The following is a 24,455-nucleotide window of genomic DNA, read 5'->3' as shown; positions in this document are numbered from 1 at the left end:
GCGGAGCGCAGAAACGTGTCCACCGGGCTGTGCGTGCGCCGTCGGGGCTCCTCCCGGCGGGCACGGGCCTCGGCGAGCAACTGCGCGGGGTCGAGGCCGTGTTCCTAGGCCTGACGTGCGCCGCCGAGGTTGAGTCACTGACCGAGGGTCTCCTCGGTGAGCTCGGGGTGGACCGCACGCCGAGCGCCCGCCCGCTCCGGGACGCCTGAGGGTCGGCCGGGCTCCGTGTGAGCTCCACGGCCTGGGGTGGGACGGTGAACCGGTCGGTGTGCCACTGGAACCACGGCCCCGCCGGGATGAGGTCCGGCGCGTCGGACTCGACGGTCATCCAGTCGATCTCCGCACGCGGGACGCGCTCGACGGTGTCGCCGAGGGCGGCCAGGGCCTGGGGCTCCGAAGCGGATCCCGAGGATGGACAGGTCCAGGGCGTACGCCAGGCGCTGCTGCTCCAACTCGCCGTCGATCCACGGCTCGACGGTCGTCCTGTCGTGGACGGACCAGGGCGGGCCGAGTGTCAGGGCCAGGTGGTACTCGGGGGGCGCCGGAAGTGTGAACTCCACGGCCGGATCGTGGTGCCGTTCCGCCGGGACGACGGTGCGTTCGTCGAGTGTGACGCCGTGCTGGGGCTGGCGGTCGTCGGCGGGGCCGGGCGGTGTGGTCATGTGTCATGGCAAGGGCCCGCGTCAGGGCTCTCTCCTTCCGCTTACGCGGCTCTTCGCCGGTGTGCGGCGGGTGATCCTTCACTCTTGGTCGATCCGCCCCGTCGGAATAGTTCGTTCGGGGCCAAACAGTAGAGGCGTCGAAGCCTGCCCTGCAAGCCGATTGCGGATTCATCAATCGTGGCCTGACGTCTTGCCTGTGCGCCTCGTGATCCATATTGTACGGACCCAAACGATAAGCGGCCCTGCTGGCTGTCTTCCCGTCCCCTGCGCCGTACGCCTGCGTCGGCGCACCCTCCCGGATGGAGCGTCCATGTCGCGCCAGACCGCACCGCCCAGAACCGAATCCGAGGCGCCCGCGTCCTCCGGCTCGCTGTCCCTCACCGATGTCGTGGCCCAGTCCGTCGGATTCATGGGCCCCGTCTTCTCCGTGTCCGTCCTGCTGCCGATGCTGGTCGGCATCACCACCGCGACCGGCAACGGCGCGGGCGCCGCGGCTCCGCTCTCCGTACTGCTCGGCACCGTGGGCATGCTGGCCATCGGCTGGATCGTCGCCGCATACGCCCGCCGCATCCGGGCCGCCGGCTCCCTCTACAACTACGTGACCGAGGGGCTCGGCGCCCGCCTTGGTGCTGCCGCTGGATACGTCTACTACGCGGGAGTCCTGGTCCTCGGCGCAGGCATCGCCGTGCTGATCGGTGGAACCGTCTACGACGACCTCAAGGCCGAGTTCGGCTTCGACGCCGTGCCGGTGTGGGCATGGCAGCTAGTCGTCCTGGCCGTGGTCACCGCCATCGTGCACATCGGTGTCCAGGTCTCCGTCAAAGTCCAGCTCGCCCTCGCGCTCGTCTCCGTGGCCGTTCTGACGGTGTTCTTCGTCTACCTGATCGTCAAAGTGGGCGGGGACAACAGCCTGACGGCCTTCAAACCGTCCAGCTCCGCACAGGGGTGGAGCGGCATCGCCTTCTCCGTCATCTACGGCGTTCTGCTCTTCACCGGTTTCGAGTCCGCCGCCAACCTCGCCGAGGAGACGGCCGAGCCGAAGCGCTCCATCCCGCGGGCCGTCATGATCTCCCTGATCGCGTCCGCGGTCTTCTTCCTGCTGGGCTGCTACGCCCAGATCGCAGGCTTCCACTTCAGCGTCGACGCCGTCGCCAAGAACGCCGGGGCCCCGCTCGTCGCCCTCGCCTCGCCGGGCGCCTTCGGCGCCACCTGGGTCGCCCGTCTGGTCGAACTGGTCATCCTGCTCGACATGCTGGCCGTGTACATCGGTATCTCCGTCGCGGTGACCCGCGGTGTCCTGACCATGGCCCGTGACGGCTGGCTGCCCAAGTCCCTGACCCGGGTCAGCGCACGGCGCGGCACCCCGATCGGCGGCACCGTGATCGTGGCCGCCGTCTACCTCCTCACCGTCCTCGTCAGTCAGGTCCTCCCCAAGAGTGTGGAGGTCCCGGGCCTGCCCGACTACTTCAGCTGGTACGCCTGGCTGTCCGCCTTCGGCATCTTCTGTCTCGCCGCGATCTACCTCGCGATGTGCCTCGGCGCACCGCGCGGGCTCAAGGGTCACGTGAGCCCCGCCAAGGCATGGACCGCGACCGCCGTGGGCGTGGTGATCACCGGAGGCGCGCTGTTCGGCGCCGTCTACAAGGTGCCCGCACCGTCGATCTACGCCACGTACGGCGCCATCGCCTTCACGGTGATCGCGGTCGTCGCCGCGTTCTCCGTCCGGTCCCGCACGGTGGAGGCGCCGTGACCGGGAACTCGGGGCCGGTGTACCTGATCGCGGGAGCAAGCAGTGGCATCGGTGCCGCCGTCGCGGCCCGCGCGGCGGAGGCCGGAGCCCGCGTCGCCGTCTGCGGAAGGCGACGCGAGGCCCTCGCGAAGGTGGCCGACGGCTGCGGAGGCACCGCACACGTCGCCGACGTCACCGTCCGCGCGGACGTCGAGAACCTGGTCGCCGCCGTCGTGGCCGAGTACGGGCGGCTCGACGGAGTCGTGGCCAACGCCGGGATCATGCGCCCCGGTGGTGTCCTCGACCTCTCCGACGAGGACTGGGACGCCACCCTGCGCACCAACCTCACCTCAGTGTTCCTCCTCGCCCGCGCCGCGGTTCCCGAACTCGCCCGCTCCCGTGGCGCGTTCGTCACTGTCGGCTCCATCGCCGGGCTGCGAGCCCCGTCGGGCATGGCCGCGTACGCCGCTTCCAAGGCGGGGGCGGCGATGCTGACGGCGTCCATCGCCACCGAGTTCGGGCCACTGGGAGTACGGGCCAACACGGTGTGCCCGGGCTGGACCCGCACAGAGATGGCCGACCAGGAGATGCGCGAGTTCGGCGAGCCTCTCGGCCTGGGTGTCGACGAGGCGTACGAGGCGGTCACCGCCCTCGTACCACAGCGGCGCCCCGCGCTCGCGGAGGAGATCGCCGACGCCGTGCTGTGGCTGCTCGGTCCCCGGTCGTCGTACGTCAACGGGAGCACCCTCACCGTCGACGGCGGCACCACGATGATCGACCCGGGAGCTGTGCCCTTCGACTTCGCCCTCCGGCCCCGCGAGAACCAGGACTGACATGGATCTGCGGCTCAGTGGCCGAAAGCCCTCGTCGCTCTCCTCACGGAGGGCGTCGGCGTGACCGTGCTCGACCGGACGCCGGTCCCGGGCCACCTCCCCGACGTCGTGCGCCGGCGCACCGCGGACGTCACCGACGAGGAGGCGGTCGCGGACGCTGTGCGCGGCTGTGGTGCCCTCAACATCGCCGCGGGCTGTGCGGGTGTCTCCGGGCCTATGGGCAAGGGACCCGCCGACATCTCCCATGCGGGGTCCGTAAGAATGTTGGCGGTCCGGGCGAACCGGGTGTGGCTGATGCGGAGTTGCCGTTGATGGCTCAAGGAGAATGGCCGTCCGGTCCTCCGGGACGCTCCGACCACTGATTGCTGTTGCTGGCGTTGCTGATCGCCCGCGGCCGGCAGGTCGTCTACGTGCCCGGCCGGACGGTCAACCGCATGTCCGGCGCCTACCAGGGTGAGAGCAAGACCGACGCCCGCGTCATTGCCGACCAGGCCCGCATGCGTCCCCGGGACTTCCAGTACCTGGACACGCCCCCAGAGCCGGTCACCACCCACCGGATCCTGACCGACTACCGGGCCGACCTGATCGCCCCCCCGGGTTCGCCTGATCAACCGGCTCCGCGACCTGCTGGTCGGCATCTGCCCCGCACCGGAGTGGGCCTTCGGCACAGATCCGGATGATTCGGTGGGTGCGGCCCGCAGTCAGGCCCTGAGCGCGGCCGGGTGGTGCAGGCGAGATTCGCAGCGGCCCCCCGGCCGGGGGCGGTCGCCGTCGGCGCGTTCACGCCTTGCCGACGGCGCTTGTGGGAATGGCCGGGCCCGACTGTCGCCGCCCTTCTCGCATTCGGTAAGCGGGACGTCCAACAGGGCAAAGAGGCCTTTCGGACTCAGATGCGTTCCAGGACGATCAGGTAGATCGCGTTGGGCGCGAGATCGATGGTGGCGGTGTGGGCCCTGCCGGGCCTGACGATCTGCTTGCTGACCAGTTGGAGTCCGGCCTTGGCGGGGTCGGAGAAGTAGTTGCTGGTGTTCTGGTCGATCCGGTAGGTGAGTTGGCGGACGTGGCGGTTCCTGAGTTCCGCAGGCATCCGGGCCATGTCGATGGTGGCCCGGTAGCTGCGGTCGCCCACGTGCTGCCAGTTCCAGACCATCAGCGAGGCGCCGGTCCGGTCCTTCGACGCCATCGCGTAGACGCCGTTGTCCCCTTCGAGCGCTCCCGATACGGAGGCGGACACCCTGGTGTCCTTCATCCGGGACTGCATCAGCATTGTGTTGCCGTAGGGCGTGAAGGTGTCGTTGAGCGGCCCGTTCGGGGTGCGGGTCACCAGCTGGTCCTTGCGCTCCTCGGCCCGGTGCCGGACGCACCAGTTGAACATGTAGGTGTCCGGCTGGTTCGCGAAGTAGTAGGAGTAGGTGGCCATGCCGGCCGCCTGCCTGATGTAGTCCTGCTTCGGGTCGGTGTCGTCGTAGGCCGGCCCTGGGTAGATGCCCGTCTCGGTGACATAGCTCGGGATGCGCTGGTGGATGCGGCGCTCCTTCAGCCAGCCGAGCAGGGTCGTGCGCTGCGACGCCACCACTCTCAGGTCGCTCTTGTACATCGTCGGGGTCTGATAGGTGTCGTTGTCCCAGGCGAGGTACGCGTGGTAGGCGAGGAAGTCCAGACGCTTGCGCGGGTTGCGGTCGGCGGCGAAGTCGTCGAGGAAGGGCTTCATCCACTTCGGGTCCAGCCAGGACAGCGCCGGCCCGCCGAGCTCGATCCGATCCGCGTGTCTGAGGCCCCTGTTGACCTTGCTGACTGCCTCGTAATAGGGCTCGTAGAAGCGGTACAGGTCACCCGGCTGCAGTGTTGTTCTGTCCGGTGGGATTCCCTGCCTGCGCTGCAGGCCGTAGAACTGCCAGTCCGGTTCGTTGAACGCCTCCACGTATTTGACGCGGGGGTACTTCGCCTTGACGCTCCGCACGATCAGTTCGAGCATCGGCTCAAGGTCCTTCATCGGGCGCCTACCCTCGACGAAGTCCGTCGGGTTGAGGTTGATCAGCACCGAGTCGGACACCGTACTCGCCTCGGTGAGGTAGGCGTCCAACTCGGAAAGGTCGCACCGCCGGCTGCTGAGATCGCACGCGTTGAACACATCCATGCTGTCCGGTGCGTTCGGGCTGCTGAGCCAGATGCGGTAGATGTCGCCGTGCAGGCCCTGCTTGTTGAGGAACTTCGCGTCGCCGGCGCGCTGGTCGGGCCACGCGGTCACATTGCCGAAGTTGTTCAGGCGCTCCGGGCGCGGGAGCCGGCCCTCGCTGGAGCCGAAGTCGACCGAGACCACGGCCGGGGAGAGCGTCACGGAGGGCTCGGCCGCCTGAGCCCCGACGGCCTGGACGGCTGTCACTGTCAGCAGCGTGGCGGCTGCTCCGGCCAGTGACCTCCGCCGGGTGGGGAATCTCGTGCTCGTGCGCATGGGAAGAACCTCGCGTCCATGAAGCTATGGCGGCAGCTTGCCGCGGGTGTGTGCGGGGATGGATGGCCTACGGTGGGTACAGGCTTGGGATCCTTGCGCGAGAGAATGATCATTGCGATATTGGAGAATCTAATTCTCGCGAGGGTGGGCGCGATGCAACTGGCCGTAGCCTCGCGACGACTGCGGTCTCGATGTGGGAGACGAGCAGGCATGTTGCCGTGAGCGTCTCGATCGGTCCGGGCGGGCCTGGCCCTTTGAGAGGTGTGGCCGACTGCTCGGTGGGCTCGTACATGGTGTGGGTGTCAGCGCAGTACGGTGCCGCCGTCGACGGTGAGGACCTGTCCGTTGATCCGTGCTCCCTCGTCGGAGACCAGGCAGGTCACCATCCCGGCCGCATCCTCGGCGCGACCGTGGCGAGTGCCGCGGTTTCTGGCGAGCATGGCCCGCAGTGTCTCCGGCGGTGCGCCCTCCTCGATCTCGGGTGTCAGGATCGGGCCGGGCGCGACCGCGTTGGCCCGGATGCCCTCCTTGCTCCAGCGTGACGCCACATGGCGTGCGAGCGCGTTGATGCCCGCCTCGGTCACGGCGTTCGCCGGGCGCTGGGGATCGCCTGTGAACGAGGCAATGGACGAGGTGTAGGCGATCGCGTCGCCGCGGGCGATGAGTTCGGGCACGGCATGGCGGGAGACCGGCATGTGGCCGCGCAGGTTGACCGCGATGGTGCGGTCCCGGATCGCGAGGTCGATGTCGGTCACGTCGGTGTCCTTCTGTACCGCTCCCATGTCCCCTGCGTTGGCATGAACGGCGTCCAGTCCTCCGTACGTCCCCACCGCGGTCGGGACCAGGCGCCCGACGGAGGCGTTGTCGGAGGTGTCGAACTCGAGCGCGACCGCGTCATCGCCTCCGGCGCGGATGTCGGCGACGGTCTCCTCGGCGCCGTCGGCATTCAGGTCACCCAGGACTGCTCTGGCGTCCTCCTGTGCCAGCCGCCGCGCCGAGGCGGCACCCGGCCCGGTGGCGGCACCTGCCACGAAGACCACCTTGTTCTGCAGCTTCCGCACACTGTTCGCCTCCACTCACTGTGCAGTTCCAGGCCGCGCCGACACCCGTCTCGAGTGCCATCGCGGCATCGTCGAATTGCCATTCTCAAGTTTGAGAATGGCAATCTCGTTCAAAAATACGCCGGAGACCGGGCTGGTTCAAGACGCCGGCGCAGCGCGCTGTGACGCGCACATCACAAGAACGGAGACCGATCGGACAAGGGGTGATTCGGGGCTCGGGCGATGGTCTGACGGATCGCCACCACGCCGGCCTCTGCGCGACGCTGACCGGGTTGCGGTGTTCCCGCCGCGCGGGGCGAACCATCTGCCTGATCGGCCTGATGTACCGACAGATGCGATCAGCTCCGCGCATTTGTCGAGCGGCGGCCACGGACCTGAGGGGCGGATCACTGATACCGGCCATTCGTCGAACGAAGCGGCCGGAAGGTGCGTTGAGGACCACACACAAGATCTCTAGCCTCCGTTGGCAATGGAATGGAGGCATCTCAATGGCCCGAGCACTGAACCTGTTGTCGACGGCGATCCTGACGTCCGGTGTCCTGCTGGGAGTGAGCGCGCCGGTCAACGCGGCCGACCCGGCACCCGAGATCATCCCCATCGACCTTCTGCTGGCCGGCTCCTACACCGACGCGGCCCGCGAGGCGATCACGATCTGGAACACATCTGTTCCTTCGATCAGATTTGTTGAACAGGACACCCCAGCGCCGCTGCGGGTCATGGAGTACAAGACGGCCAGGGGGGTCCAATCCCACGTCAACATCAAGGGTGCGGGGCGCGGTTGGGTGTACCTGGAGGTCGGTGACGCGCAGTTGTACAAGCCGTCTCGCATCGTCGTCCACGAGTTGGGCCACATTCTGTCGCTTCCCGACCTGGGCCCGGGCAGCCCGTGCTCCAAGGTGATGTCAGGCGCCTGGGGCGGATCCGACTGCCTCAACGTGCAGCCTGACGCCGCCGAGAGAGCCGGCGTCAGGGACTTCTTTGCCGTCAATGACGTCGGCGACCCGGTCCCGTGGTGGGGGTCAGGGCTCGCCGCACGGTAGAGCCTGTCGTCGGCGGGCCGACGAACGCGGTTGGGCCGCCCCGACGACGGGGCAGCCGGAGAACGTTCCCTCGTCGCCCCGTGGCTGCCCCTCGCGCGGAGCAGTCCCGCACGAGCACAGATGTCGTGCGTTCGCTGAAGCAGAACCATCGGTGGGGCCAGGCACCACACGCCTGGCCCCACCGATGGTTCACGGGGAATCTCTCGGAACGTGCGCGGGTGGACACCGTGCGCACGAGGACCGGTGCCGAGTTGGACGACGCCAGGTCGTCGGGCTCAGCCCCGTACTACTCACTCTCCCCGTGCTCCCGCCTGCCGTGTGACCGCCCGAAGCAGGGGACGGCTCAGGCCGCCGGCCGCGAGAATTCCGCCGACCCCTGCGGCACAGCACACGGCGAGAACGATCATGCTATGTGTGTCGAACGACGAGCTGCCGCCCGTCAGCATCGTTGATCCCCCGAACACCAGCCCTGTCGCGACGGCTCCTCCGGCCAGGACCGTGACCGGGATGAGTGTCTCCCGGCTGCGGGCGGCGTCCAGGACCCGCAGCGGAGTGCCCGCCAGATGCAACAGGGCGTAGGTGCGGCGACGGTCCAGGACGGCGGCGGCCGCGGTGATGCCGGCCGAGGTGATGGCGATCGTGAACGTCACCACGAGTACTACGCGGGTGATGGTGGTGAAGTCACGGGTGAGCTGGGTCTCGGACCAGTTCACATCGATGGTGGTGATCGGGTACTGGTCAGGCGTCAGTCCGGTCAACGCGGTGCGGGCACGGTCCAGTTCGGTCGGGCCGCCGGAGACGGTGGCGGTGACCTGACGGCTGTCGTAGGGGGACGTGGCCACGAAGCCGTCGTCCACGCCGACCACGGCGCTCACCCCGGCGGCGTGCAAGCGCCGCTCGGCCTGAGCCCGCACCTGCGCCGCCTTGTGCACCGGGGCCGCGATGGCGAGCTGGTCGGGACGTCCTCCCCACGGCGTGGCGGTGTCCATGCCGAGCAGGGCGAAGAATCCGGCGACGAAACCGGCCAGGGTGAGACCGGAGACGATCCGCCAGGCCGCCTTGGGGTCGTCCAGGAGCCGTCGCCCCGCCAGCAGCGTCGCCGGCCGCTTGGCCAGGGCGGTGACGAGTCTGCCGAGCAGGTGGACCACCCAGGGCCCGATCACGGCCAGCGCCAGAAAGACCGCGGCGAACGCGTACAACGCCATCGAGTCGTCGCTGCCGTACTTCTTGCTGATCAAGGCGTATCCAGCGATGACGGACACGAAGACCAGGCCCCGCACGGCGCTTGCCCTGCGGCTGCGTGAGCGGCGTGCCACTCCCAGAGGGCCGACGACCACCTGCCGGAGTCCCGCGAGCGCGCTGATGACGACCAGCGCGATCACTCCGGCAGTCACCGCGAGCAGCGATCGTGCGCCGATCCACAGGTCGGCCGGGTACCAGGAGCCGCCTGCGAGCGGCAGGCTCGCCGCCGCCGGCAGCAGCACGGCGTAACCCACAGCACCGAGCAGCGCACCGGCCGTTCCGGTCAGCAGCGCCTCGGCAGCCGTCAGCCCGGCGACTCGGCCCGGCGTGGCACCGATCAGACGCAGCGCGGCGAGGCGTTGGTCGCGGCGCGAGACCGACAGCCGTGCGGCGGAGGCCGCCAGTACGAGCAGCGGAACGATGACGAGGATGGTGGCGACCCGGGCCAGGGACTCGTACGTCCCGCCCATGCCGTCCGTCAGCGGCGCACCGGTGAAGGACGCGATGCGGGTGGGGGAGACAGTGTCGCCTTCCCGGCGCGGATCGGGCGCGCGCTCGGCGGTGACCGCCGGATCGGTGGAACGGTGTCCGACCACTGCGACGAATTCGCCGGGGCGGACGAGTGCCGCTCGGCCCAGCGTTCCGGTGGGAGTACCGGGGACCGGATGGCGGTCGGCGGGCAGCCTGTCGAGCAGGGCGCCGAGCGCGGGGGAGACCCACAGGTCGCCGGGGGCGGGGAAGCGGTCGAGTCCGGGCGGGACGGGAGCCGTGCTACCCGGTAGCCGCGCGACGTCCACGACAGTGACAGGCACACCATGGGTGAACGTCGTCCCGACCGCCTCGATGGCCGCTGGGTGGGAGGACTCCACCGGGTTTCGCCAATCGGCACGATCCGAACGGTGCTGAAAACCCAGATTCATCGCGACGCACAGCAGCAACAAGGTGGTGGACACGACCGCCGCCGCTACCGCGAGCCCGGTCGCGAGCAGACCGGTGCGGCCGCCGGCCCGGGTGAGCCGCCACGTCAGTGTCCAGGTGGTTCGGTCCAGTGCCCTCATCGCGGGTCCCCCTGCTTCGCGCCGATCCCGGTCTCTGCCGCAGCTCGTTCTCCGCCCAGCCGTCCGTCGCGGACGTGCACTGTGCGGTCGCACCAGCGGGCCACGTTCGTGTCGTGGGTGATCAGGACCAGGGCGGCGCCCTGGCGGCGACTGACCTCCGTCAGCAGACGGATCACCTCCATTCCGGTGGCCTGGTCCAGCGCGCCGGTCGGCTCGTCCGCGAAGATCACCTTCGGGCGGCCGACCAGGGCACGGGCGATGGCCACCCGCTGCGCCTGGCCTCCGGACAACTGCCCGGGACGCCTTTCCTCCAGGCCCTGCAGGCCCAGCGGACCGAACCACTGCCGGGCCTGCTCGACGGCCGCCCGGCGCGCCGTGCCGTCGAGCATCAGCGGCAGGGCCACGTTCTCGTCGGCGGGCAGTTCCGGCAGCAGTTGGCCGGACTGGAAGACGAAGCCGAACGCGGTGCGGCGCAGCTCGCTGCGGTCCGGTTCACGCAGCTGGTCGATCCGTTGGCCGCCCAGCAGGACCTCACCGGAGTCGGGTCGTTCGATCCCCGCAAGGCAGTGCAGCAGGGTGGACTTGCCGGAACCGGAGGGACCCATGACGGCCAGCGACTCGCCGGCCATCACGTCGATGTCGACTCCTGCCAGGGCGCGGGTCATGCCGTAGGACTTGAACAGGCCGGAGCCGGTCAGGACGGTGGATGTGTTCATCGGTGGGACTCCGCGTGGAGGACGGTGGTCATCAGGTGCATGCCGTCCACGATCGGGGCGCGTGAGGCCCGGCGCGTTCGGCCGAACGGCCGGTTGTTGTGGCCGGACATCAGCCATTCGGCCGAGCGCGTCCGAAAGCACCCCTTCCGTATCCTGCGGGGCGTGAACTTCGAAAATCCGCTGGTCCGCCGGGTGCTGATCGTTGCCGGCTGGATCATCCTCGGCCTGGCAGGCCTGGTGGACGTGTTTGCCGGCAAGCCGCCCGACTACTCCTGGACGAGCGAGTTGCCGGTCGTGTCCGGCCCGTTGGCCTGCTTGGCCCTGTTGTGGCCTCGCCACCGGCCAAGCGTGCAGGTACGTGCTGTGCTCGTGGCCGGTGGTTCACTGCTCCTCACGGTCGGGAGCGCCGTGTTCACAAGCCCGCTCGACTTCGGAACCTGGGGGGTGCTGGAGAGCATCGTTCTGCTGGTGCTGTTGTCCCGGGCGGTGGGGGCGGTGCCGGGTCCGAGAACCACGGCGGTCGTCGCAACCGTACTGACTGTCGCGGCCATCGCGATTCCGCTGCGCCTGTTCGACCCGGACTACGTGAACAGAAGCGATACCGCCGTGACCTTGTCCCTGCTGATGACGCTCGCCGCAGGCACCGCGGTGGCCTGGGGCCTACGCACCCGGCTGCTGGAAAGGCAGCGGGCTCGCGACATCGCAGCCGTACGCCAGCGCCAGCGCCTGGAACTCGCTCACGACCTGCACGACTTCGTCGCCCATCACGTGACCGGCATCATCGTGCAGGCCAATGCCGCGCTGACCCTGCAGCACACCGCGCCGGAGCAGATCACACCGCTGTTGGAGAACATCACCCGGTCCGGATCGGAAGCATTGGACTCGATGCGCCGTCTGGTGCGAGTCCTGCGCGAAGACGCCCACGCGGGTATCCGGCCCGGTGAGGTGTGGGCGGAGCTCGCCCGGCTGGTCTCCGCGTTCTCCGCGGACGAGGCGGAAGCTCAACTGCACGTGGCTGCGGCAGCCCGAGAGGCGCGCCTCGCCCCCGAGGTGGAGACCTCCGTGCACCGCGTCGTGCAGGAGGCGTTGACCAACGTACGCCGACACGCGCCCGGCGCCGCAGTGGCCGTACGAGTCGACGCGGACCGGCATCGGCTGCGGGTCGAGGTGCTCAACACCGCACCGGCCGCACGCCACCCCGCCCCGGTCGGTGGGCGTGGCGGCTTCGGTCTTGTCGGTCTGCGAGAACGCGTCGAGGCGGTGGAAGGCACGCTGACCGCCGCCCTCACCGATGACGGGGGCTGGCGGGTGGTCGCTGCCCTTCCGGTGCTGGCGGCTGTGGCAGGATCACCGGCGTGAACGACACGGTGATCCGCGTGCTGATCGCGGACGACCAGGAGCTGGTCCGCATGGGCTTCCGGCTCATCCTCACCGCCCAGCCCGGCATCGAGGTGGTAGGGGAGGCGGGCGACGGCGCGGCCTGTGTGGAACTCGCCCGTCGGCTGCGGCCGGATGTGTGCCTGGTCGACATCAAGATGCCGAAACTGGACGGCCTGGACGTGACGCGGGCGCTGGCAGGCCCGGGAGTTCCCAATCCGATGCGGGTTGTCGTCATCACCACGTTCGACCAGGACGACTACGTGCACACCGCGCTGCGCAACGGCGCCTGCGGCTTTCTGCTCAAGGACGCCCCGCCCAGTTTGCTGGTGGAAGCGGTGCGGGCTGCCGCCCGCGGAGACGCGCTGGTCTCTCCCGCCGTCACCGTTCGACTGCTGAAGGAACTGTCCGCCACGCGGCCCGACCCTGATTCTCCCTCCCCGTTGACCGAACGAGAGCTGGATGTGGCCCGCCTCGTCGCGGTGGGCCGCACCAATCAAGAGATCTGCGATCAACTTGTGGTTTCGCTGTCCACCGTCAAGACGCACCTGGCGAACATCCAGCAGAAGATCGATGCCCGCAACCGGGTCGAGATCGCCGCCTGGGCGTGGGAGTCCGGCAAGGTGCGAGAGCGGTAGGGGAAGCAGCACGGACCAATGTCCGGGCCGGCCCTGGCACAGCAGGCGGGTGAGGCTGTGAGCAGGTGTGCGACTGGCAAGTCCCCCTCGCATCCGCCGCAGGCTGCTGAAAGAGGCTCAGCTCCGCCGCTCCCCGGTGCGGACCAGGCCGCTTTCGTAGGCGATGACGACGAGTTGGGCGCGGTCGCGGGCGCCGAGTTTGGCCATGGCCCGGTTGGCGTGGGTCTTGACGGTGACCGGGGTGACGAAGATGCGTTCGGCGATCTCGTCGTTGGACAGGCCCGCGGCCACCAGCGTCAGCACCTCGCGTTCCCGGGGTGTCAGCGAGGCCAGACGTTCTCGGTCGACGAGGTCTCCCGGGGAAGGCTGGGACAGGACTCGGGAGATCAGGCCCTTGGTGGCGGCGGGGGAGAGCAGGGACTCTCCCGCGGTGATGAGACGGATCGCGTCGAGGAGCTGTGCTGGTTCGACGCCCTTGCCGAGGAAACCGCTGGCCCCGGCTCGGAGTGCGTCGATGACGAGCTCGTCCTCCTCGAAGGTGGTCAGGACGAGGACCTTGAGCCCGGCCAGGTCCTCGTCCTGGCCGATCAGCCGCGTGGCCTCGATCCCGTCGACCTCGGGCATCCGGATGTCCATCACCACGAGGTCGGCGCGCTCGGACCGTGCCGACTGAACCGCCTCACGGCCGTTGGATGCCTCCGCGACGACCTCCATGTCCGGCTGGGCGTCGATGAGCAGTTTGAAGGTGCCGCGGAGCAGGGCCTGGTCGTCGGCTAGCAGGACGCGAATGGTCATCAGCGGAGTGTCCTCAGGAGGCGTTCGAGACAGTGGTGTCGGTGAGCGAGAGCGGAAGTTCGGCAAGGACCTGGAAGCCGCCGTCGCGTCGCGGGCCGGCGGTGACGGTTCCGCCGATGGCGACGGCACGCTCATGCATGCCGATCAGTCCGTGCCCGGTGCCGGCGCCCTTGGGGGCGCCGGGGCGCCCGTCGTCCGTCACGCTGACCCGCAGCAGGTGCGGACCGTAGTCCAGGAGGATGGTGGCCCGGCTCGCGGAGGCGTGCTTGTGGGTGTTGGTGAGGGCTTCCTGGATGATGCGGTAGGCAGTCAGCTCGGTGGCGGGTGCCAGGGGCGCGGCGGTGCCGGTGACGTCCACCGAGACCACCAGCCCGCTGGCCCGGAACCCGCTGACGAGGGTGTCCAGATCGGCCAGACGGGGGATGGGCGCTCGTGATCCGGGCGCGTCGTCGGGATGGCGCAGCAAGCCGACGGTGGCGCGTAGTTCGTCGAGGGCGGCCCGGCTGGTGTCCTTGATGTGGGCCAGGGCCTCGTACGCCTGGTCGGGGTTGGTGCGCATGAGGTGGTGGGCCACTCCGGCCTGGGCGTTGACCAGGGTGATGTGATGGGCGACGACATCGTGCAGGTCGCGCGCGATGCGTACGCGTTCCTCGGAGACCCGGCGCCGTGCCTCTTGCTCTTGTGTGCGCTCCGCGAGTTCGACGCGTGCCCTGGCCTCTGCGAGGTGGTCACGGCGACTGCGGACAACCCGCCCCAGCGCGGTTGCCGCGATCGCGAAGTCCAGTCGCAGCAGACTCGCCCCGCCCACCACGGACTCGGCATGGGTGGCCGCGTAGACACCGGTGATCGCCAGCGCGGCGACCAGGCCCACGGTCCAGGCGATGCGCCGGGTGCCGAGGGTGGCGAGTGTGTACAGGGCGATCAGGCTCGCTGCCGGAGTCAGGGAGGTGTGGGAGGCGATGGTCATCAGCGTGAGGTCGCCCGCCAGGGTGACCAGTGCGACTTGAAGTGGCCAGCGGCTGCGGACGACCAGCGGTGCGCAGGACAGTCCCATCCACACCACCTCGCCCCAGTGAGGCTCGTGCCAAGCGGACGTGCCGACGGCGGTCGCTGCCGCGGTGATCACGATCAGCGGCACCGCGGGGAGCATGTCCCTGACCCGGTCGTGACGGGCCAGCCACTGCCGACACACATTCCTCACGTCCATTCCCTCACTGTAGGCAAAGCGGCTCCGGCGCAGACCGGGGGACCCGCTCTGCGCCGGAGCCGGGGGTCGCTGTGTCCGTCGAGCCGTGGCCTAGTCGGCCACACCGGTGGACTGGGGCTGGCGCAACCAGCGCTGCGTGGGTGCCGGCTCGTCCGTCGGCCCTTCGACGGACACATTCGGCAGTGCCTTGTCCAGGCGTCGGGGCAGCCACCAGTTGGACTGGCCGCACAGGTGCATGAGTGCGGGGACGACGACCATGCGGATCAGCAGTGCGTCCACGGCGACAGCCAGGGAGAGGCTGACGCCGAACTCGGCGATGACCCGCATGCCGCCGAAGACGAAGGAGCCGAACACGCAGAACATGATGGTGGCGGCAACGGCGATGACCTTGCCGGTCTCGGCCTGGCCGACACGGATCGCACGGCGGCTGTCGCCGGTGTGGGCCCATTCCTCGCGCATCCGGCTGACGAGGAAGACCTGGTAGTCCATGGACAGGCCGAACATGATGCCGACTACCAGGATCGGCACGAACGACTCGATGGGACCACCGGCGCCGAGTCCGAGGAGACCTGCGCCGAAGCCGTACTGGAAGACGACGACGATGGCACCGAAGGCCACGCCGATGCTGAGGATGTTCAGTACGGCCCCCACAGCGGGGATGAGCAGGCTGCGGAAGGCGATGGTCAGGAGCAGGAAACCGAGTGCGGCGATCACGAGCACGAACAGGGGGAGTTTGTTCATCAGTACGGACGCGAAGTCGTCGTTGCTCGCGGTGACTCCGCCGACGTAGACCTTCATGGAGGTGCCCTGTTCAGCCGACGGGATGACCTTGTCCCGCAGGTGACTGATCAGGTCGGAGGTGGCGGCCGACTGGGGGGAGGTCGTGGGCACGACGGAAATGACGCCGACCGTCTCTCCCTCCTTCATGGGGGCCGCGGCGGCACTGGAGACTCCGTCGACCTGCCGGAGCGTGGTGACGAGCTGTGCCTCGGCCGCCCTGTCAGCAGCGGTGGGTGCCTGGACGGCGAGGACGAGCGGACCGTTGAATCCGGGGCCGAAACCGTCCGCGATCATGTCGTAGGCCTGGCGGTTGGTCGAGGTCGTGGGCAGGTTGCCGTCGTCGGAGGTGCCCAGGCGCAGTGACAGCGTGGGCAGGGCGAGTGCCGCCAGAATGGCCAGCGCGACAGCACCCAGCACCTTGGGCCGGGACTGGACCTGTACGGCCCACCGGGCCCACAGTCCGGGTCGGGGCGCTACTCGACGCGACGTCTCTCCGGCCAGTTCCCGGCGCTCGGCGCGGCTGAGTACCCGTGGCCCGATCATGCCGAGCAGCGCGGGCAGCAGGGTGATCGCGGCCAGCACGGTGAGGACGACGGTGACGGCCGCGCCGATGGCCATGCCGTTGATGATGCCGACGTCCAGGGTGAGCATGCCGAGCAGGGCGACGACGACGGTCAGCCCGGCGAACACCACGGCGCGGCCCGAGGTGTTGAGGGACTTGGCGACCGAATCGGCGACGGGCATGCCCGCCATCAGGTTGGTGCGGTGGCGGTTGACGACGAACAGGGCGTAGTCGATGCCCACGCCGAGGCCGATCAGAGAACCAAGAGTCAGTGTGGTGTCGGACAGGGTGATGGCGTGGCTGAGCAGGATGACCGCGACCGCGGAGGTGCCCACGCCGATGATGGCCGTGATGATGGGCAGCGCGGCCACCCACACCGCGCGGAACACGAACAGCAGGACCAGGAAGGCGAGGGCGATGCCCATCACGTCGGCGACCGGGTTCGGCGCGGGATTGATCGTGAAGGCCTGTCCGTTGAGCGCGATGCGCAGGCTTCCCGACTCCGGGGCGGTGGCGAGCTCCGTCACGTGGTCGACCTGGGCATCGGCCACGTCACGGTCGAAGGCGATCGTGGCGTACGCCGTCTCGCCGTCCTTGCTGACCTGCGTCCTGCCCTCCGGCGTGTAGGGACTGCTCACCGCGGCGACGCCCGGGGCGTCGGCGATGCGGTCCAGCGCACCGGTCATCGCCTTCTGGGCAGCGGGGTCGGTGACCTTGCCGCCCTCCAGTTGCCACACGACGCGGCCGCTCTTCCCGGCCGCGCTGTTCGAGGCCTTCTGGAGCAGAGTCGTGGCCCTGGCCGAGTCGGTGTCCTGCGAGGTCGGACTGTTGCCGAACGCGCTGCCGGCCGCGCCGACAGCCGCGCCGAGGGTGATCAACAAGCCCGCCCAGATCAGGACGACGGCGAGCCGGTGCCTGTGACACCAGCGGGCGAGAGGAGACATGGACGAGCCTTTCCAGCAATGCACACACGCGACCGGGCCGGTGATTTCGGCCCACCCCTACGCTCACAGTCCTGCGATCTCTTGTCGTTGGGCGATCGCAGACACTTGTGTCTACTGCGCTCGCAGTAGACGAGGTGCGGACGTTTTGGAGGCTCTCGCCGAAGCATGTCGTGGCGGCCGAATCACTGGAGCGCACCTGTCTCACAGACCACTCCGGCCTCCTGTCGGCGAGGTGGGGTCGTTCAGTCAGGGGCCGACGGGCGGCTGGAACCCTTCAGTCCCGGTTCTGGTGTGATCGGCGTGCCCCGTGAGTGGATGCGGCTCCGGTCTGGCTGGCCTGTCCAGGGTGACCCTGTGGGCGCTGCTCTATCCCTCGCGAAGGGCTTCGTGGATCGCGCCCAGTGAGCTGGTCAGCCGCGTGTAGTCGGTGCGGGACAACGGCTTGACGAAGTAGCGCTCGACGGCTTGCGAGTGCACGGCGGCGGCCTGGAGGAACGCGGTGTGACCGTGCTCGGTGGGCTCCACCAGGACGCTTCTACGGTCACCCGGGGCGGGCGTGCGGCGTACCAGACCCGCTTCTTCCATACGGTCGACCAGCCGGGTGATACCGCTGCTCGTCAGGGTCAGGTCGTCTGCGAGTTCGCGTTGGGGGACCTCCTCCCCCGGCTGTCGGCAGAGCCGGATGAGGACCTCGAACATCGAGTGGCTGATCCCGCACTCACGCCGCAAGGCGGTGTCGATCCGCTGTTCCAGCCGGGTGGCCGTCTTGATCAGCAGCCCGAAGTCGTGCACGCCCGGGCTGTTGGCGGCACGGGCGGCCTCAGCGCCCCACCGGGTAGTGGCATCCAACCTGTCCTCGCTCTCTTGTGCTGATGGTCCGTCCTGCTTCGACTCGACAGTTTACTGCGTCCTCACCTACCAACTACTCAATTGCTGACCAGTCAATTGCTGACCAGTCAACAAAGTCCTATGCTGGGCACCCACCGGCGGGATTCGTAGAAGGGAAGACCCGTGGACCTGAAGCACTGGCTGGGCCGAGCCACCGAAGCGGTACAGGAGTGGGCCGACAGTTTCGGCCCCTATCAGCCGCATCCGTCACTCCACATAGACGACGACCGCTTCGCCGCCGCTTTCCAGGAGTTCACCGGGCGGCTGGGCGACAACTACCCCTTCTTCCATCCGCACTATGCGGGACAGATGCTCAAGCCGCCGCACCCGGCCGCCGTGGTCGGCTACCTCACCGCCATGCTGATCAACCCCAACAACCACGCCCTCGACGGCGGACCCGCCACCGCCAGGATGGAACGTGAGGTCGTCGCACAGCTCGCCGCGATGTTCGGATACGACACCCACCTCGGCCACCTGACCACCAGCGGCACGATCGCCAACCTGGAAGCGCTGTTCGTCGCCCGGGAACTGCACCCCGGCCGGGGTGTCGCATACAGCGCCGACGCCCACTACACCCACGGCCGAATGTGTCACGTCCTCGGCCTGAAGGGCCACCCGGTCCCCACCGACAACCACGGCCGGATGAGGCTCGACGCCCTGGAGGACCTCCTGCGCGGAGGCGAGGTGGGCACGGTGGTGCTCACCGCCGGCACCACCGGCCTGGGCGCCGTCGACCCGGTACACCACGCCCTGGCCCTGCGGGAGCGGTACGGTGTCCGGCTGCACGTCGACGCCGCGTACGGCGGCTTCTTCACCCTGCTGGCAGGCGCCGAGGGTCCTGAAGGGATTCCCGCGGAACCCTGGCGGGCGATCGCCGAGTGTGACTCCCTGGTGATCGACCCGCACAAGCACGGACTCCAGCCCTACGGCTGTGGTGCCGTTCTTTTCCGCGACCCCGAGGTGGGCCGCTTCTACCTCCACGACTCGCCGTACACCTACTTCACGTCCAGCGAACTCCACCTCGGCGAGATCAGCCTGGAGTGCTCCCGGGCCGGTGCCGCCGCCGCGGCCCTGTGGCTCACCTTCCAGCTCCTTCCGCCCACGCCCGCCGGCCTCGGCCGCGTACTGGCCGCGGGCCGACGCGCCGCACTTCACTGGTCCGACCTGATCACGGCGTCCGACCTCCTGGAGCTGTACCAGCGGCCCGAGATGGACATCGTCAGCTACTTCCCTTCGACCGACCCGGCCACGCTGAGCGCGATCGACGCCGAGTCCGCGCGCGCCCTCACCAACGGCATGAAAAGCGCCACCCCCGTCTTCCTGAGCACCCTCAAGGCCGGCCGCGAGGCGTTCACGGCACGCCACCCGAAGATCACCGCGGACACCGACGGCGCTCGCGTCCTGCGCAGCGTCCTGATGAAGCCGGAGTCCGAGCAGTATGCGGAGCAACTCATCGCCCGGGTCGAGGAACTCGTCCGGTCGGACTGACCGGGGCACCGTGACCGCGTGATGAACGCCCCGTAGGCCCTCGCCTCGAATCGTCCAAGCTTCGAGGCCGGTGATCGCCCACCTCGGCGTGCCCACCCGGGTCTGTACGCTCACCGGTGCAATTGACGATCATGGAAGAGGCGTCAAGCGACTGACACGTGACCGAGTTCGTGGCCGCCGATGACCAGGCGGATCCGTCGCCGGAGGCCGCGACGGTCGAGCAGAAACACCCTCGACAACCTGGCCGCGTACATGCACGAATTCCGGTGGCATCCTGTACGTCAACGACACCGCACCAGGTGACATCCTGAAGGATGCCGACGCGCTGGCGCACGCCAGGACTTTCTTCGCCGCGGACCGTCGCCTGCCCGTTTCCCGGACAGTTTCACGCGGCCCGGGTCCGGAACGGAATTCGCCGCACAGGCTGAGGCCGAGGCCGGGGTCCAGGCGTGACTCCGGTGCGGTGTGGTGTCATGCGCGCCGCTCGGTGAACCGGACACGGCGGACCAGGACCTCCCCCGACTCGGTCCACACACCGACCAGGCGTCCGGTGAACCCACCGGCCACCTCGGTGGAGAGATAGCGTCCGTCGAGGCGGGCGAGGACGTCGAAGCCGCCCGCGCCGTCCAGACCCAGTTCGATGTCGTCGGGCCCGTTCCAGGTGGGCTCCGTGGATCGGACGCGGAGGGTGACAGGGGAGTCGGGCAGTGGGCGGGATCCCAGGGCTGACCGGACCTGTCCGACCCGTGCGACGGCGGTGACCTCGCCGTCGGCGACGCGCAGGCCGTACCAGTGGGAACCGTCGAGCCGTAGGGCGACGGTGCACGCGCCCTCGCCCGGATCGACGACGAAGTCGGCCTCCCAGTGGTCTCCGCCGACCCGCGTGAACAGACCCGAGGGCTCGCCGGTCCCGCTCGGTGCGTGACCCACGACCACCCCTTCCGGCGTACCGCGGACGAACCGGTCGGGACGCTGCCCCGGGGAGACCCACCTGGGATCCGGTCCGGGCGCGGAGAAGTCGTCCTCGAAGTCCCGCTGTCCCGTGGGGACATGGCGTCTCGCCGCCTCGAACCGGGGCCAGCCGTCCACCCACGAGACGTCGGCGAGGAACGTCTCCCGCCCGTTGACGTGGAAGCGGGGACTGCGGCCGCGTGGCCGTGTGCCGAGATACACCGCCGCCCACGTCCCGTCGGGACGCTCGACCAGATCGGCGTGACCGACGTTCTGGACGGGATGAGCCGTACTGCGATGGGTGAAGACCGGATTGCGCGGGGCGGCCTCGAACGGTCCTCGGGGGCTCCCGGAGCGTGCGACCGACACCACGTGGCCCCGGTCGGTGCCGCCTTCGGCGATGACCAGGTACCACCGGTCGCCGCGCCGGTACAGGTGCGGCCCCTCGGAGTGGGCCAGGCCGGTGCCGTGCCAGATCCACCGCGGCTCTTCGAGGACGTGGCCCTTCTCCGGATCGACCGCGACCTGTCTGATGCCGATCTCGGACTCCGACCACGAGCAGTACGTGACCAGGCACGTTCCCTCGTCGTCCCAGGCCAGGTCGGGGTCGATGCCGTCGAGTCCGGTGAGGCACACCGGCGCGGACCACGGTCCGGCGGGGTCGCTCGCGTGGTAGATCTGATGGCCGCCACGGGCGTCGTCGATGTTCGTGGTGATCAGCCAGAACCGTCCCGCGTGGTGGCGCAGTGTCGGGGCGTAGATGCCACGGCTCGACGGCGAACGGCCCGCAGGAAACTGCTCGTCCCTCGTCAGGGCATTGCCGATCTGACGCCACGAGACCAGGTTCCGGGAACGCCAGATCGGCACACCGGGGCTGTACTCGAACGACGAGTTGGCCAGGTAGTACTCCTCGCCGACCCGGCACACCGAGGGGTCGGGGTACATCCCGGACAGGATCGGAGTGGTCGCCGCGTCGGCGTGCCCACCGCCTTCCGGCCGTATCGAACTCATCGGGTCCACCTTCCTGCGTTCGGCCCCGGGCGGCCAGTTTTGTGGGGCCCGTTCTTCCACCACGTCGGCCGACCATGTGCGCCGGTCATGTGAGTCAGGTCGTTGTGCCGGTCCCGGCTTCCTGTACGTAGGCGTGCAGGAAGCCACACATGCCCAGGGTCTGCCGGGGCGGTTGGGCGATACGCGACACCTTCGCGTCGGACAGGTGGTGGAAGTCGTCGTGCCTCAACGCGTCGATCTGCCGCAGCGCTGTCCGCGCGGCGGTCAGCGCGCCGTCGTTGACCGTCTTCTCCCAGGTGTCCAGGCGGGGTTGGACCAGCCGCACCGCTGCCGCGCAGAAGTCCTCGTACGCGGAGTGGTTGCCGAGCCGCCACTGTCGCTTCAGTTCGGTGAATCCCTCGACGGCCAAGTCCCTGCGGGCCCGTGCGCGCTCGGGGCTGGGGCTGCCGTCGGCGTCGAGGAGAGAGGCCGTGGCCGGATAGGCGTCGGGGGAGAGGTACTGGGGTGGAAAGGTCATGACCGCGTCGCCCGCTTCCGGGAGGCCGCTGTTCTGCATGACGACGATCACGCGCAGATCCCCGTCGTTGACCGCTCGGTGGATCGTGCCGGGGGTGAACGAGACCACGTCACCGGGGAGCAGTTCGGTCGTCGCGGGCCCCTGGTGGTCGAGGGTCTCCAGCCGGCCGTGGCCGCTGACGACGACGTAACACTCCGCGCAGGCCAGGTGCATGTGGGGCGAGCCGCCGTGCTCCTCGTCCGCCGTGGGCCACGGATACACCTCGAGCCGGCTGAGTCCCACGGCTCCGGGAAATTCTGACCGGCCTGTCACAGCGCGAACTCCCGCGCGAGCGGCTCCAGTTCGGGACGACCCAGCACGCGGTCGACGAACACGAAGCGGTGGCTCAGGGACAGTGTCTCACCGGGTTCCAGCTTGATCTCCGTGTCGAAGGCGGGCGACGGGTTGAGGCAGGCGAAGGCGCTGCTGCGGGCGAACCACGTCAGCGGGGTGGCGGCGCTGGTGGTGCCGGCGTAGGCAAGGACCGTGGCGCCGCCGTCCAGCTCGTCGTGCTCGCCGCTGATGGCTGCCCAGGCGCCCCGCGTGCCCATGACGGCGTCGCCCTCATGACCCCCGTCGGCGATGACGTCCGCCCCGGTCCAGGACCGGGGCCCGCGCCAGAACAGCCCTGTGTAACCGGCGTTGGGGCGGCCGTGTGTGGTGGGACTGCCCAGTTCCAGGGGCTGGTGACGCATGTTGGTCAGGGCGGTGGTGAAGTCCAGCGCCCAGACACCATCGCGGGCATCGGCGCCGTGGAAGCGCAGGGTGCGGGTCTCGTCGAGCCACACCTCGTCGCTCGAGGCGATCCAGTCGAGGTTCTGGACGACCGTCACCTCGTTGCCGCTCGCCTCCTGCGAGGCGAAGGCCCGGTGCACCTGACTGCCGTGGTTCTCGCGCCAGACGTAGCCGTGGCCGGGTGCACCCTCCTCGAAGGTGGGCCCGCCCCAGAAGTTGTCGCCGGACAGGTGTGACCAGGTCATCTGCAGGCCCTTGTGCCAGCGGTGGTCCCAGGGCCGGTAGACGCCCACGGGTGCGCCGGAGAGGGTCTTCAACGGGTAGAAGTAGGGCTTGGGGGACTCTTCGAGGGGTGTGTCCGGCCGGTAGACGTACGTGGCGAGGTCCCTGCCCGCGGCGGACACCACGAATTCGGTCCCGGCGTTGTCGTGCTCGATGCGGAAGGGGGTGTCAGACACGGCTCGGCTCCTTGTCGACGCTGTCCCGGGCGGCGCCGACGCGACCGCTCATGGAGTGGTAGAAGGGACCGTCCGGAGTGATCATGTCCGGGGTGACGGGTCGCCCGGTCGCCGCCGACTCGTACAGGGCTGCGATGAAAGCCAGGACGCGGCGGCCGTCGTCACCACTGGCTTCGGGGCGTTCCCCGGCGCGCAGCGACCGCACCAGGGCGCGCAACTGCGCGGCGTGCGAACTGGGTTCGTCATCCAGCGGCGCTCCCAGTTCCTGGGCCGTGGCGTCGGCCCGGTGGGGCGCGGGGGTCCAGGTCCAGTGGGAGTTGTCGTAGCCGTAGAGGTGGTTCAGCTCGACGGTGGCCTCGGGGAAGTCGAAGCGCAGGTAGCTGGTCTCCCGGGGCGAGAGGAGACTGTTGACCATGGACACCATGGCGCCACCGGCGAAGCGGACCATCGCCATGGACACGTCCTCGGTCTCCACGTCGCGGGCCAGCGTGCCCATGGCTGCGCGGACCTCGGTCCACTCGCCCATCAGGGACAGCATGAGGTCCATCTGGTGGATGCCGTGGCCCATGGTGGGACCGCCGCCCTCGGTCTCCCACCTGCCGCGCCAGGGCACCTCGAAGTAGGCGTCGTCCCGGTACCAGAGGGTGTGGCAGACGCCGACCAGGGGAGCGCCGAGGCGGCCGGTGCGGATGTGCTCCCGCAGGGCCCGGGCGCCGGACCCGAACCGGTGCTGGAAGACGTAGGAGACGTACGGGCCGCCCTCGCGCTCGTGGGCGGCGACGTCGTCGTACTCGGCGACCGAGAGGGTGGGGGGTTTCTCGCACCACACCGACGCACCGGCGTCCAGACAGGCGGTGATGGCCTCGCCGTGGGCGATCGGGGGCGTGCAGACGACGACCAGGTCCGGCTGCTGTTCCCGGAGCATCCGGTCCAGGCTGTCGTAGGCGGCGGGAACGCTCCAGCGGGCGGCGAACGCCTCGGCGCGCGGCAGGTCGACGTCGACCACGGCGATGACGGTCGCCTCGCCGTTCTGGGCCTCGACGGCCGGCATGTGGCAGCCCTCGGCGATGTTTCCGGCACCGACGATCGCCACCCGCACGGGCTGGCTGTACTCGGTCATTGAGACTCTTTCGTGGAAGCTCGGCGGTGCCTGGGCGCGGCACCGGGGGTTCGTCGACCGCTGACGGAGGAGGCCGGCTCAATCGGTTCGGCCCACGGCGTTACGCGCGTGACCGTGCGGAAGAGGGGGACTGCTCCGTCGGGTGAACTCGT

General features: G+C 69.3%; 20 protein-coding genes and 1 pseudogene. 9 read left to right on the top strand and 12 right to left on the bottom strand.

What is annotated here, in order from left to right; all coding sequences use genetic code 11:
* Nucleotides 1-29 precede the first annotated feature (29 nt).
* The 5 genes and pseudogenes from OHN74_RS00590 to OHN74_RS00570 all read left to right on the top strand — a co-directional run.
* Nucleotides 30-209 carry a hypothetical protein gene (locus OHN74_RS00590; RefSeq protein WP_327692492.1) on the top strand — a complete coding sequence of 60 codons (180 nt, stop codon included), beginning with the start codon at nucleotides 30-32 and terminating at the stop codon, nucleotides 207-209.
* Nucleotides 210-972: 763 nt separating this feature from the next.
* Nucleotides 973-2,412, top strand: coding sequence for an APC family permease (locus OHN74_RS00585; protein ID WP_327692491.1), 1,440 nt, complete (start codon nucleotides 973-975; stop codon nucleotides 2,410-2,412).
* On the top strand, nucleotides 2,409-3,224 hold the full coding sequence (locus OHN74_RS00580; protein WP_327692490.1) for an SDR family NAD(P)-dependent oxidoreductase: 816 nt from the start codon (nucleotides 2,409-2,411) through the stop codon (nucleotides 3,222-3,224). The genes OHN74_RS00585 and OHN74_RS00580 overlap by 4 nt, the downstream gene beginning before the upstream one ends.
* Before the next feature lie 60 nt (nucleotides 3,225-3,284).
* Nucleotides 3,285-3,536 (top strand): hypothetical protein, encoded by a 252-nt coding sequence (locus OHN74_RS00575; RefSeq protein ID WP_327692489.1) that lies wholly within the window; start codon nucleotides 3,285-3,287, stop codon nucleotides 3,534-3,536.
* A gap of 53 nt (nucleotides 3,537-3,589) precedes the next feature.
* Nucleotides 3,590-3,887: pseudogene (locus OHN74_RS00570) on the top strand (IS110 family transposase); the annotation flags it as partial.
* A gap of 223 nt (nucleotides 3,888-4,110) precedes the next feature.
* Here the strand turns inward: OHN74_RS00570 and OHN74_RS00560 are convergent.
* A complete protein-coding gene (locus OHN74_RS00560) occupies nucleotides 4,111-5,676 on the bottom strand; it encodes a hypothetical protein (protein WP_327692488.1) in 1,566 nt (521 codons plus the stop codon).
* A 302-nt stretch (nucleotides 5,677-5,978) separates the two neighbouring features.
* Complete coding sequence (locus OHN74_RS00555; RefSeq protein WP_327692487.1) at nucleotides 5,979-6,737, bottom strand: SDR family NAD(P)-dependent oxidoreductase; 759 nt, start codon at nucleotides 6,735-6,737, stop codon at nucleotides 5,979-5,981.
* Between the two features lie 488 nt (nucleotides 6,738-7,225).
* Between OHN74_RS00555 and OHN74_RS00550 the strand changes: the two genes are divergently transcribed.
* The gene (locus tag OHN74_RS00550) at nucleotides 7,226-7,777 is read left to right on the top strand and encodes a snapalysin family zinc-dependent metalloprotease (RefSeq protein WP_327692486.1); all 552 of its coding nucleotides are present in this window, start codon (nucleotides 7,226-7,228) and stop codon (nucleotides 7,775-7,777) included.
* Between the two features lie 290 nt (nucleotides 7,778-8,067).
* On the opposite strand, the gene OHN74_RS00545 is transcribed toward OHN74_RS00550, so the two are convergent.
* Both OHN74_RS00545 and OHN74_RS00540 read right to left on the bottom strand, forming a co-directional pair.
* Nucleotides 8,068-10,077 carry an FtsX-like permease family protein gene (locus OHN74_RS00545; RefSeq protein WP_327692485.1) on the bottom strand — a complete coding sequence of 670 codons (2,010 nt, stop codon included), beginning with the start codon at nucleotides 10,075-10,077 and terminating at the stop codon, nucleotides 8,068-8,070.
* Nucleotides 10,074-10,793, bottom strand: a complete 720-nt coding sequence (locus tag OHN74_RS00540; protein ID WP_327692484.1) for an ABC transporter ATP-binding protein — start codon at nucleotides 10,791-10,793, stop codon at nucleotides 10,074-10,076. The genes OHN74_RS00545 and OHN74_RS00540 overlap by 4 nt, the downstream gene beginning before the upstream one ends.
* A 162-nt stretch (nucleotides 10,794-10,955) precedes the next feature.
* Between OHN74_RS00540 and OHN74_RS00535 the strand changes: the two genes are divergently transcribed.
* Together OHN74_RS00535 and OHN74_RS00530 are read left to right on the top strand one after the other, a co-directional pair.
* Nucleotides 10,956-12,152 carry a sensor histidine kinase gene (locus tag OHN74_RS00535; RefSeq protein WP_327692483.1) on the top strand — a complete coding sequence of 399 codons (1,197 nt, stop codon included), beginning with the start codon at nucleotides 10,956-10,958 and terminating at the stop codon, nucleotides 12,150-12,152.
* Entirely contained in the window at nucleotides 12,149-12,808 is a 660-nt protein-coding gene (locus OHN74_RS00530) for a response regulator transcription factor (RefSeq protein ID WP_327692482.1), read from the top strand. The genes OHN74_RS00535 and OHN74_RS00530 overlap by 4 nt, the downstream gene beginning before the upstream one ends.
* 117 nt (nucleotides 12,809-12,925) lie before the next feature.
* Here OHN74_RS00530 and OHN74_RS00525 read toward each other — a convergent pair whose 3' ends face one another.
* The 4 genes from OHN74_RS00525 to OHN74_RS00510 all read right to left on the bottom strand — a co-directional run bounded on the left by OHN74_RS00525 (nucleotide 12,926) and on the right by OHN74_RS00510 (nucleotide 17,945).
* Complete coding sequence (locus tag OHN74_RS00525; protein ID WP_327692481.1) at nucleotides 12,926-13,603, bottom strand: response regulator transcription factor; 678 nt, start codon at nucleotides 13,601-13,603, stop codon at nucleotides 12,926-12,928.
* A gap of 13 nt (nucleotides 13,604-13,616) precedes the next feature.
* Nucleotides 13,617-14,810, bottom strand: a complete 1,194-nt coding sequence (locus OHN74_RS00520; RefSeq protein ID WP_327692480.1) for a sensor histidine kinase — start codon at nucleotides 14,808-14,810, stop codon at nucleotides 13,617-13,619.
* Nucleotides 14,811-14,900: 90 nt separating this feature from the next.
* Nucleotides 14,901-17,096 carry an MMPL family transporter gene (locus OHN74_RS00515; protein ID WP_327692479.1) on the bottom strand — a complete coding sequence of 732 codons (2,196 nt, stop codon included), beginning with the start codon at nucleotides 17,094-17,096 and terminating at the stop codon, nucleotides 14,901-14,903.
* Between the two features lie 366 nt (nucleotides 17,097-17,462).
* On the bottom strand, nucleotides 17,463-17,945 hold the full coding sequence (locus OHN74_RS00510) for a MarR family winged helix-turn-helix transcriptional regulator (RefSeq protein WP_327692478.1): 483 nt from the start codon (nucleotides 17,943-17,945) through the stop codon (nucleotides 17,463-17,465).
* Nucleotides 17,946-18,107: 162 nt separating this feature from the next.
* Here OHN74_RS00510 and OHN74_RS00505 point away from each other — a divergent pair, with 162 nt between their 5' ends.
* Entirely contained in the window at nucleotides 18,108-19,472 is a 1,365-nt protein-coding gene (locus OHN74_RS00505) for a pyridoxal phosphate-dependent decarboxylase family protein (protein ID WP_327692477.1), read from the top strand.
* A 471-nt stretch (nucleotides 19,473-19,943) separates the two neighbouring features.
* Here OHN74_RS00505 and OHN74_RS00500 read toward each other — a convergent pair whose 3' ends face one another.
* From OHN74_RS00500 to OHN74_RS00485, 4 genes are all read right to left on the bottom strand, one after another.
* Nucleotides 19,944-21,434, bottom strand: a complete 1,491-nt coding sequence (locus OHN74_RS00500; RefSeq protein WP_327692476.1) for a glycoside hydrolase family 43 protein — start codon at nucleotides 21,432-21,434, stop codon at nucleotides 19,944-19,946.
* A 94-nt stretch (nucleotides 21,435-21,528) separates the two neighbouring features.
* The gene (locus tag OHN74_RS00495) at nucleotides 21,529-22,233 is read right to left on the bottom strand and encodes a cupin domain-containing protein (protein ID WP_327692475.1); all 705 of its coding nucleotides are present in this window, start codon (nucleotides 22,231-22,233) and stop codon (nucleotides 21,529-21,531) included.
* A gap of 26 nt (nucleotides 22,234-22,259) precedes the next feature.
* A complete protein-coding gene (locus OHN74_RS00490) occupies nucleotides 22,260-23,183 on the bottom strand; it encodes a PmoA family protein (RefSeq protein ID WP_327692474.1) in 924 nt (307 codons plus the stop codon).
* Nucleotides 23,176-24,303 (bottom strand): Gfo/Idh/MocA family protein, encoded by a 1,128-nt coding sequence (locus OHN74_RS00485; RefSeq protein WP_327692473.1) that lies wholly within the window; start codon nucleotides 24,301-24,303, stop codon nucleotides 23,176-23,178. The genes OHN74_RS00490 and OHN74_RS00485 overlap by 8 nt, the downstream gene beginning before the upstream one ends.
* Nucleotides 24,304-24,455: the final 152 nt, after the last annotated feature.

Origin of the sequence: Streptomyces sp. NBC_00459, assembly GCF_036013955.1 — a bacterium.
Taxonomy (GTDB): domain Bacteria; phylum Actinomycetota; class Actinomycetes; order Streptomycetales; family Streptomycetaceae; genus Streptomyces.
This window is presented reverse-complemented; position numbering and strand designations above follow the sequence as displayed.

Bases quoted from the DNA above. Each gene is read 5' to 3' on its own strand.
- OHN74_RS00545 (WP_327692485.1), bottom strand. From the start codon at position 10,077: ATGAGGGCACTGGACCGAACCACCTGGACACTGACGTGGCGGCTCACC.
- OHN74_RS00540 (WP_327692484.1), bottom strand. From the start codon at position 10,793: ATGAACACATCCACCGTCCTGACCGGCTCCGGCCTGTTCAAGTCCTAC.
- OHN74_RS00500 (WP_327692476.1), bottom strand. From the start codon at position 21,434: ATGAGTTCGATACGGCCGGAAGGCGGTGGGCACGCCGACGCGGCGACC.
- OHN74_RS00515 (WP_327692479.1), bottom strand. From the start codon at position 17,096: ATGTCTCCTCTCGCCCGCTGGTGTCACAGGCACCGGCTCGCCGTCGTC.
- OHN74_RS00525 (WP_327692481.1), bottom strand. From the start codon at position 13,603: ATGACCATTCGCGTCCTGCTAGCCGACGACCAGGCCCTGCTCCGCGGC.
- OHN74_RS00560 (WP_327692488.1), bottom strand. From the start codon at position 5,676: ATGCGCACGAGCACGAGATTCCCCACCCGGCGGAGGTCACTGGCCGGA.
- OHN74_RS00585 (WP_327692491.1), top strand. From the start codon at position 973: ATGTCGCGCCAGACCGCACCGCCCAGAACCGAATCCGAGGCGCCCGCG.
- OHN74_RS00485 (WP_327692473.1), bottom strand. From the start codon at position 24,303: ATGACCGAGTACAGCCAGCCCGTGCGGGTGGCGATCGTCGGTGCCGGA.
- OHN74_RS00520 (WP_327692480.1), bottom strand. From the start codon at position 14,810: ATGGACGTGAGGAATGTGTGTCGGCAGTGGCTGGCCCGTCACGACCGG.
- OHN74_RS00550 (WP_327692486.1), top strand. From the start codon at position 7,226: ATGGCCCGAGCACTGAACCTGTTGTCGACGGCGATCCTGACGTCCGGT.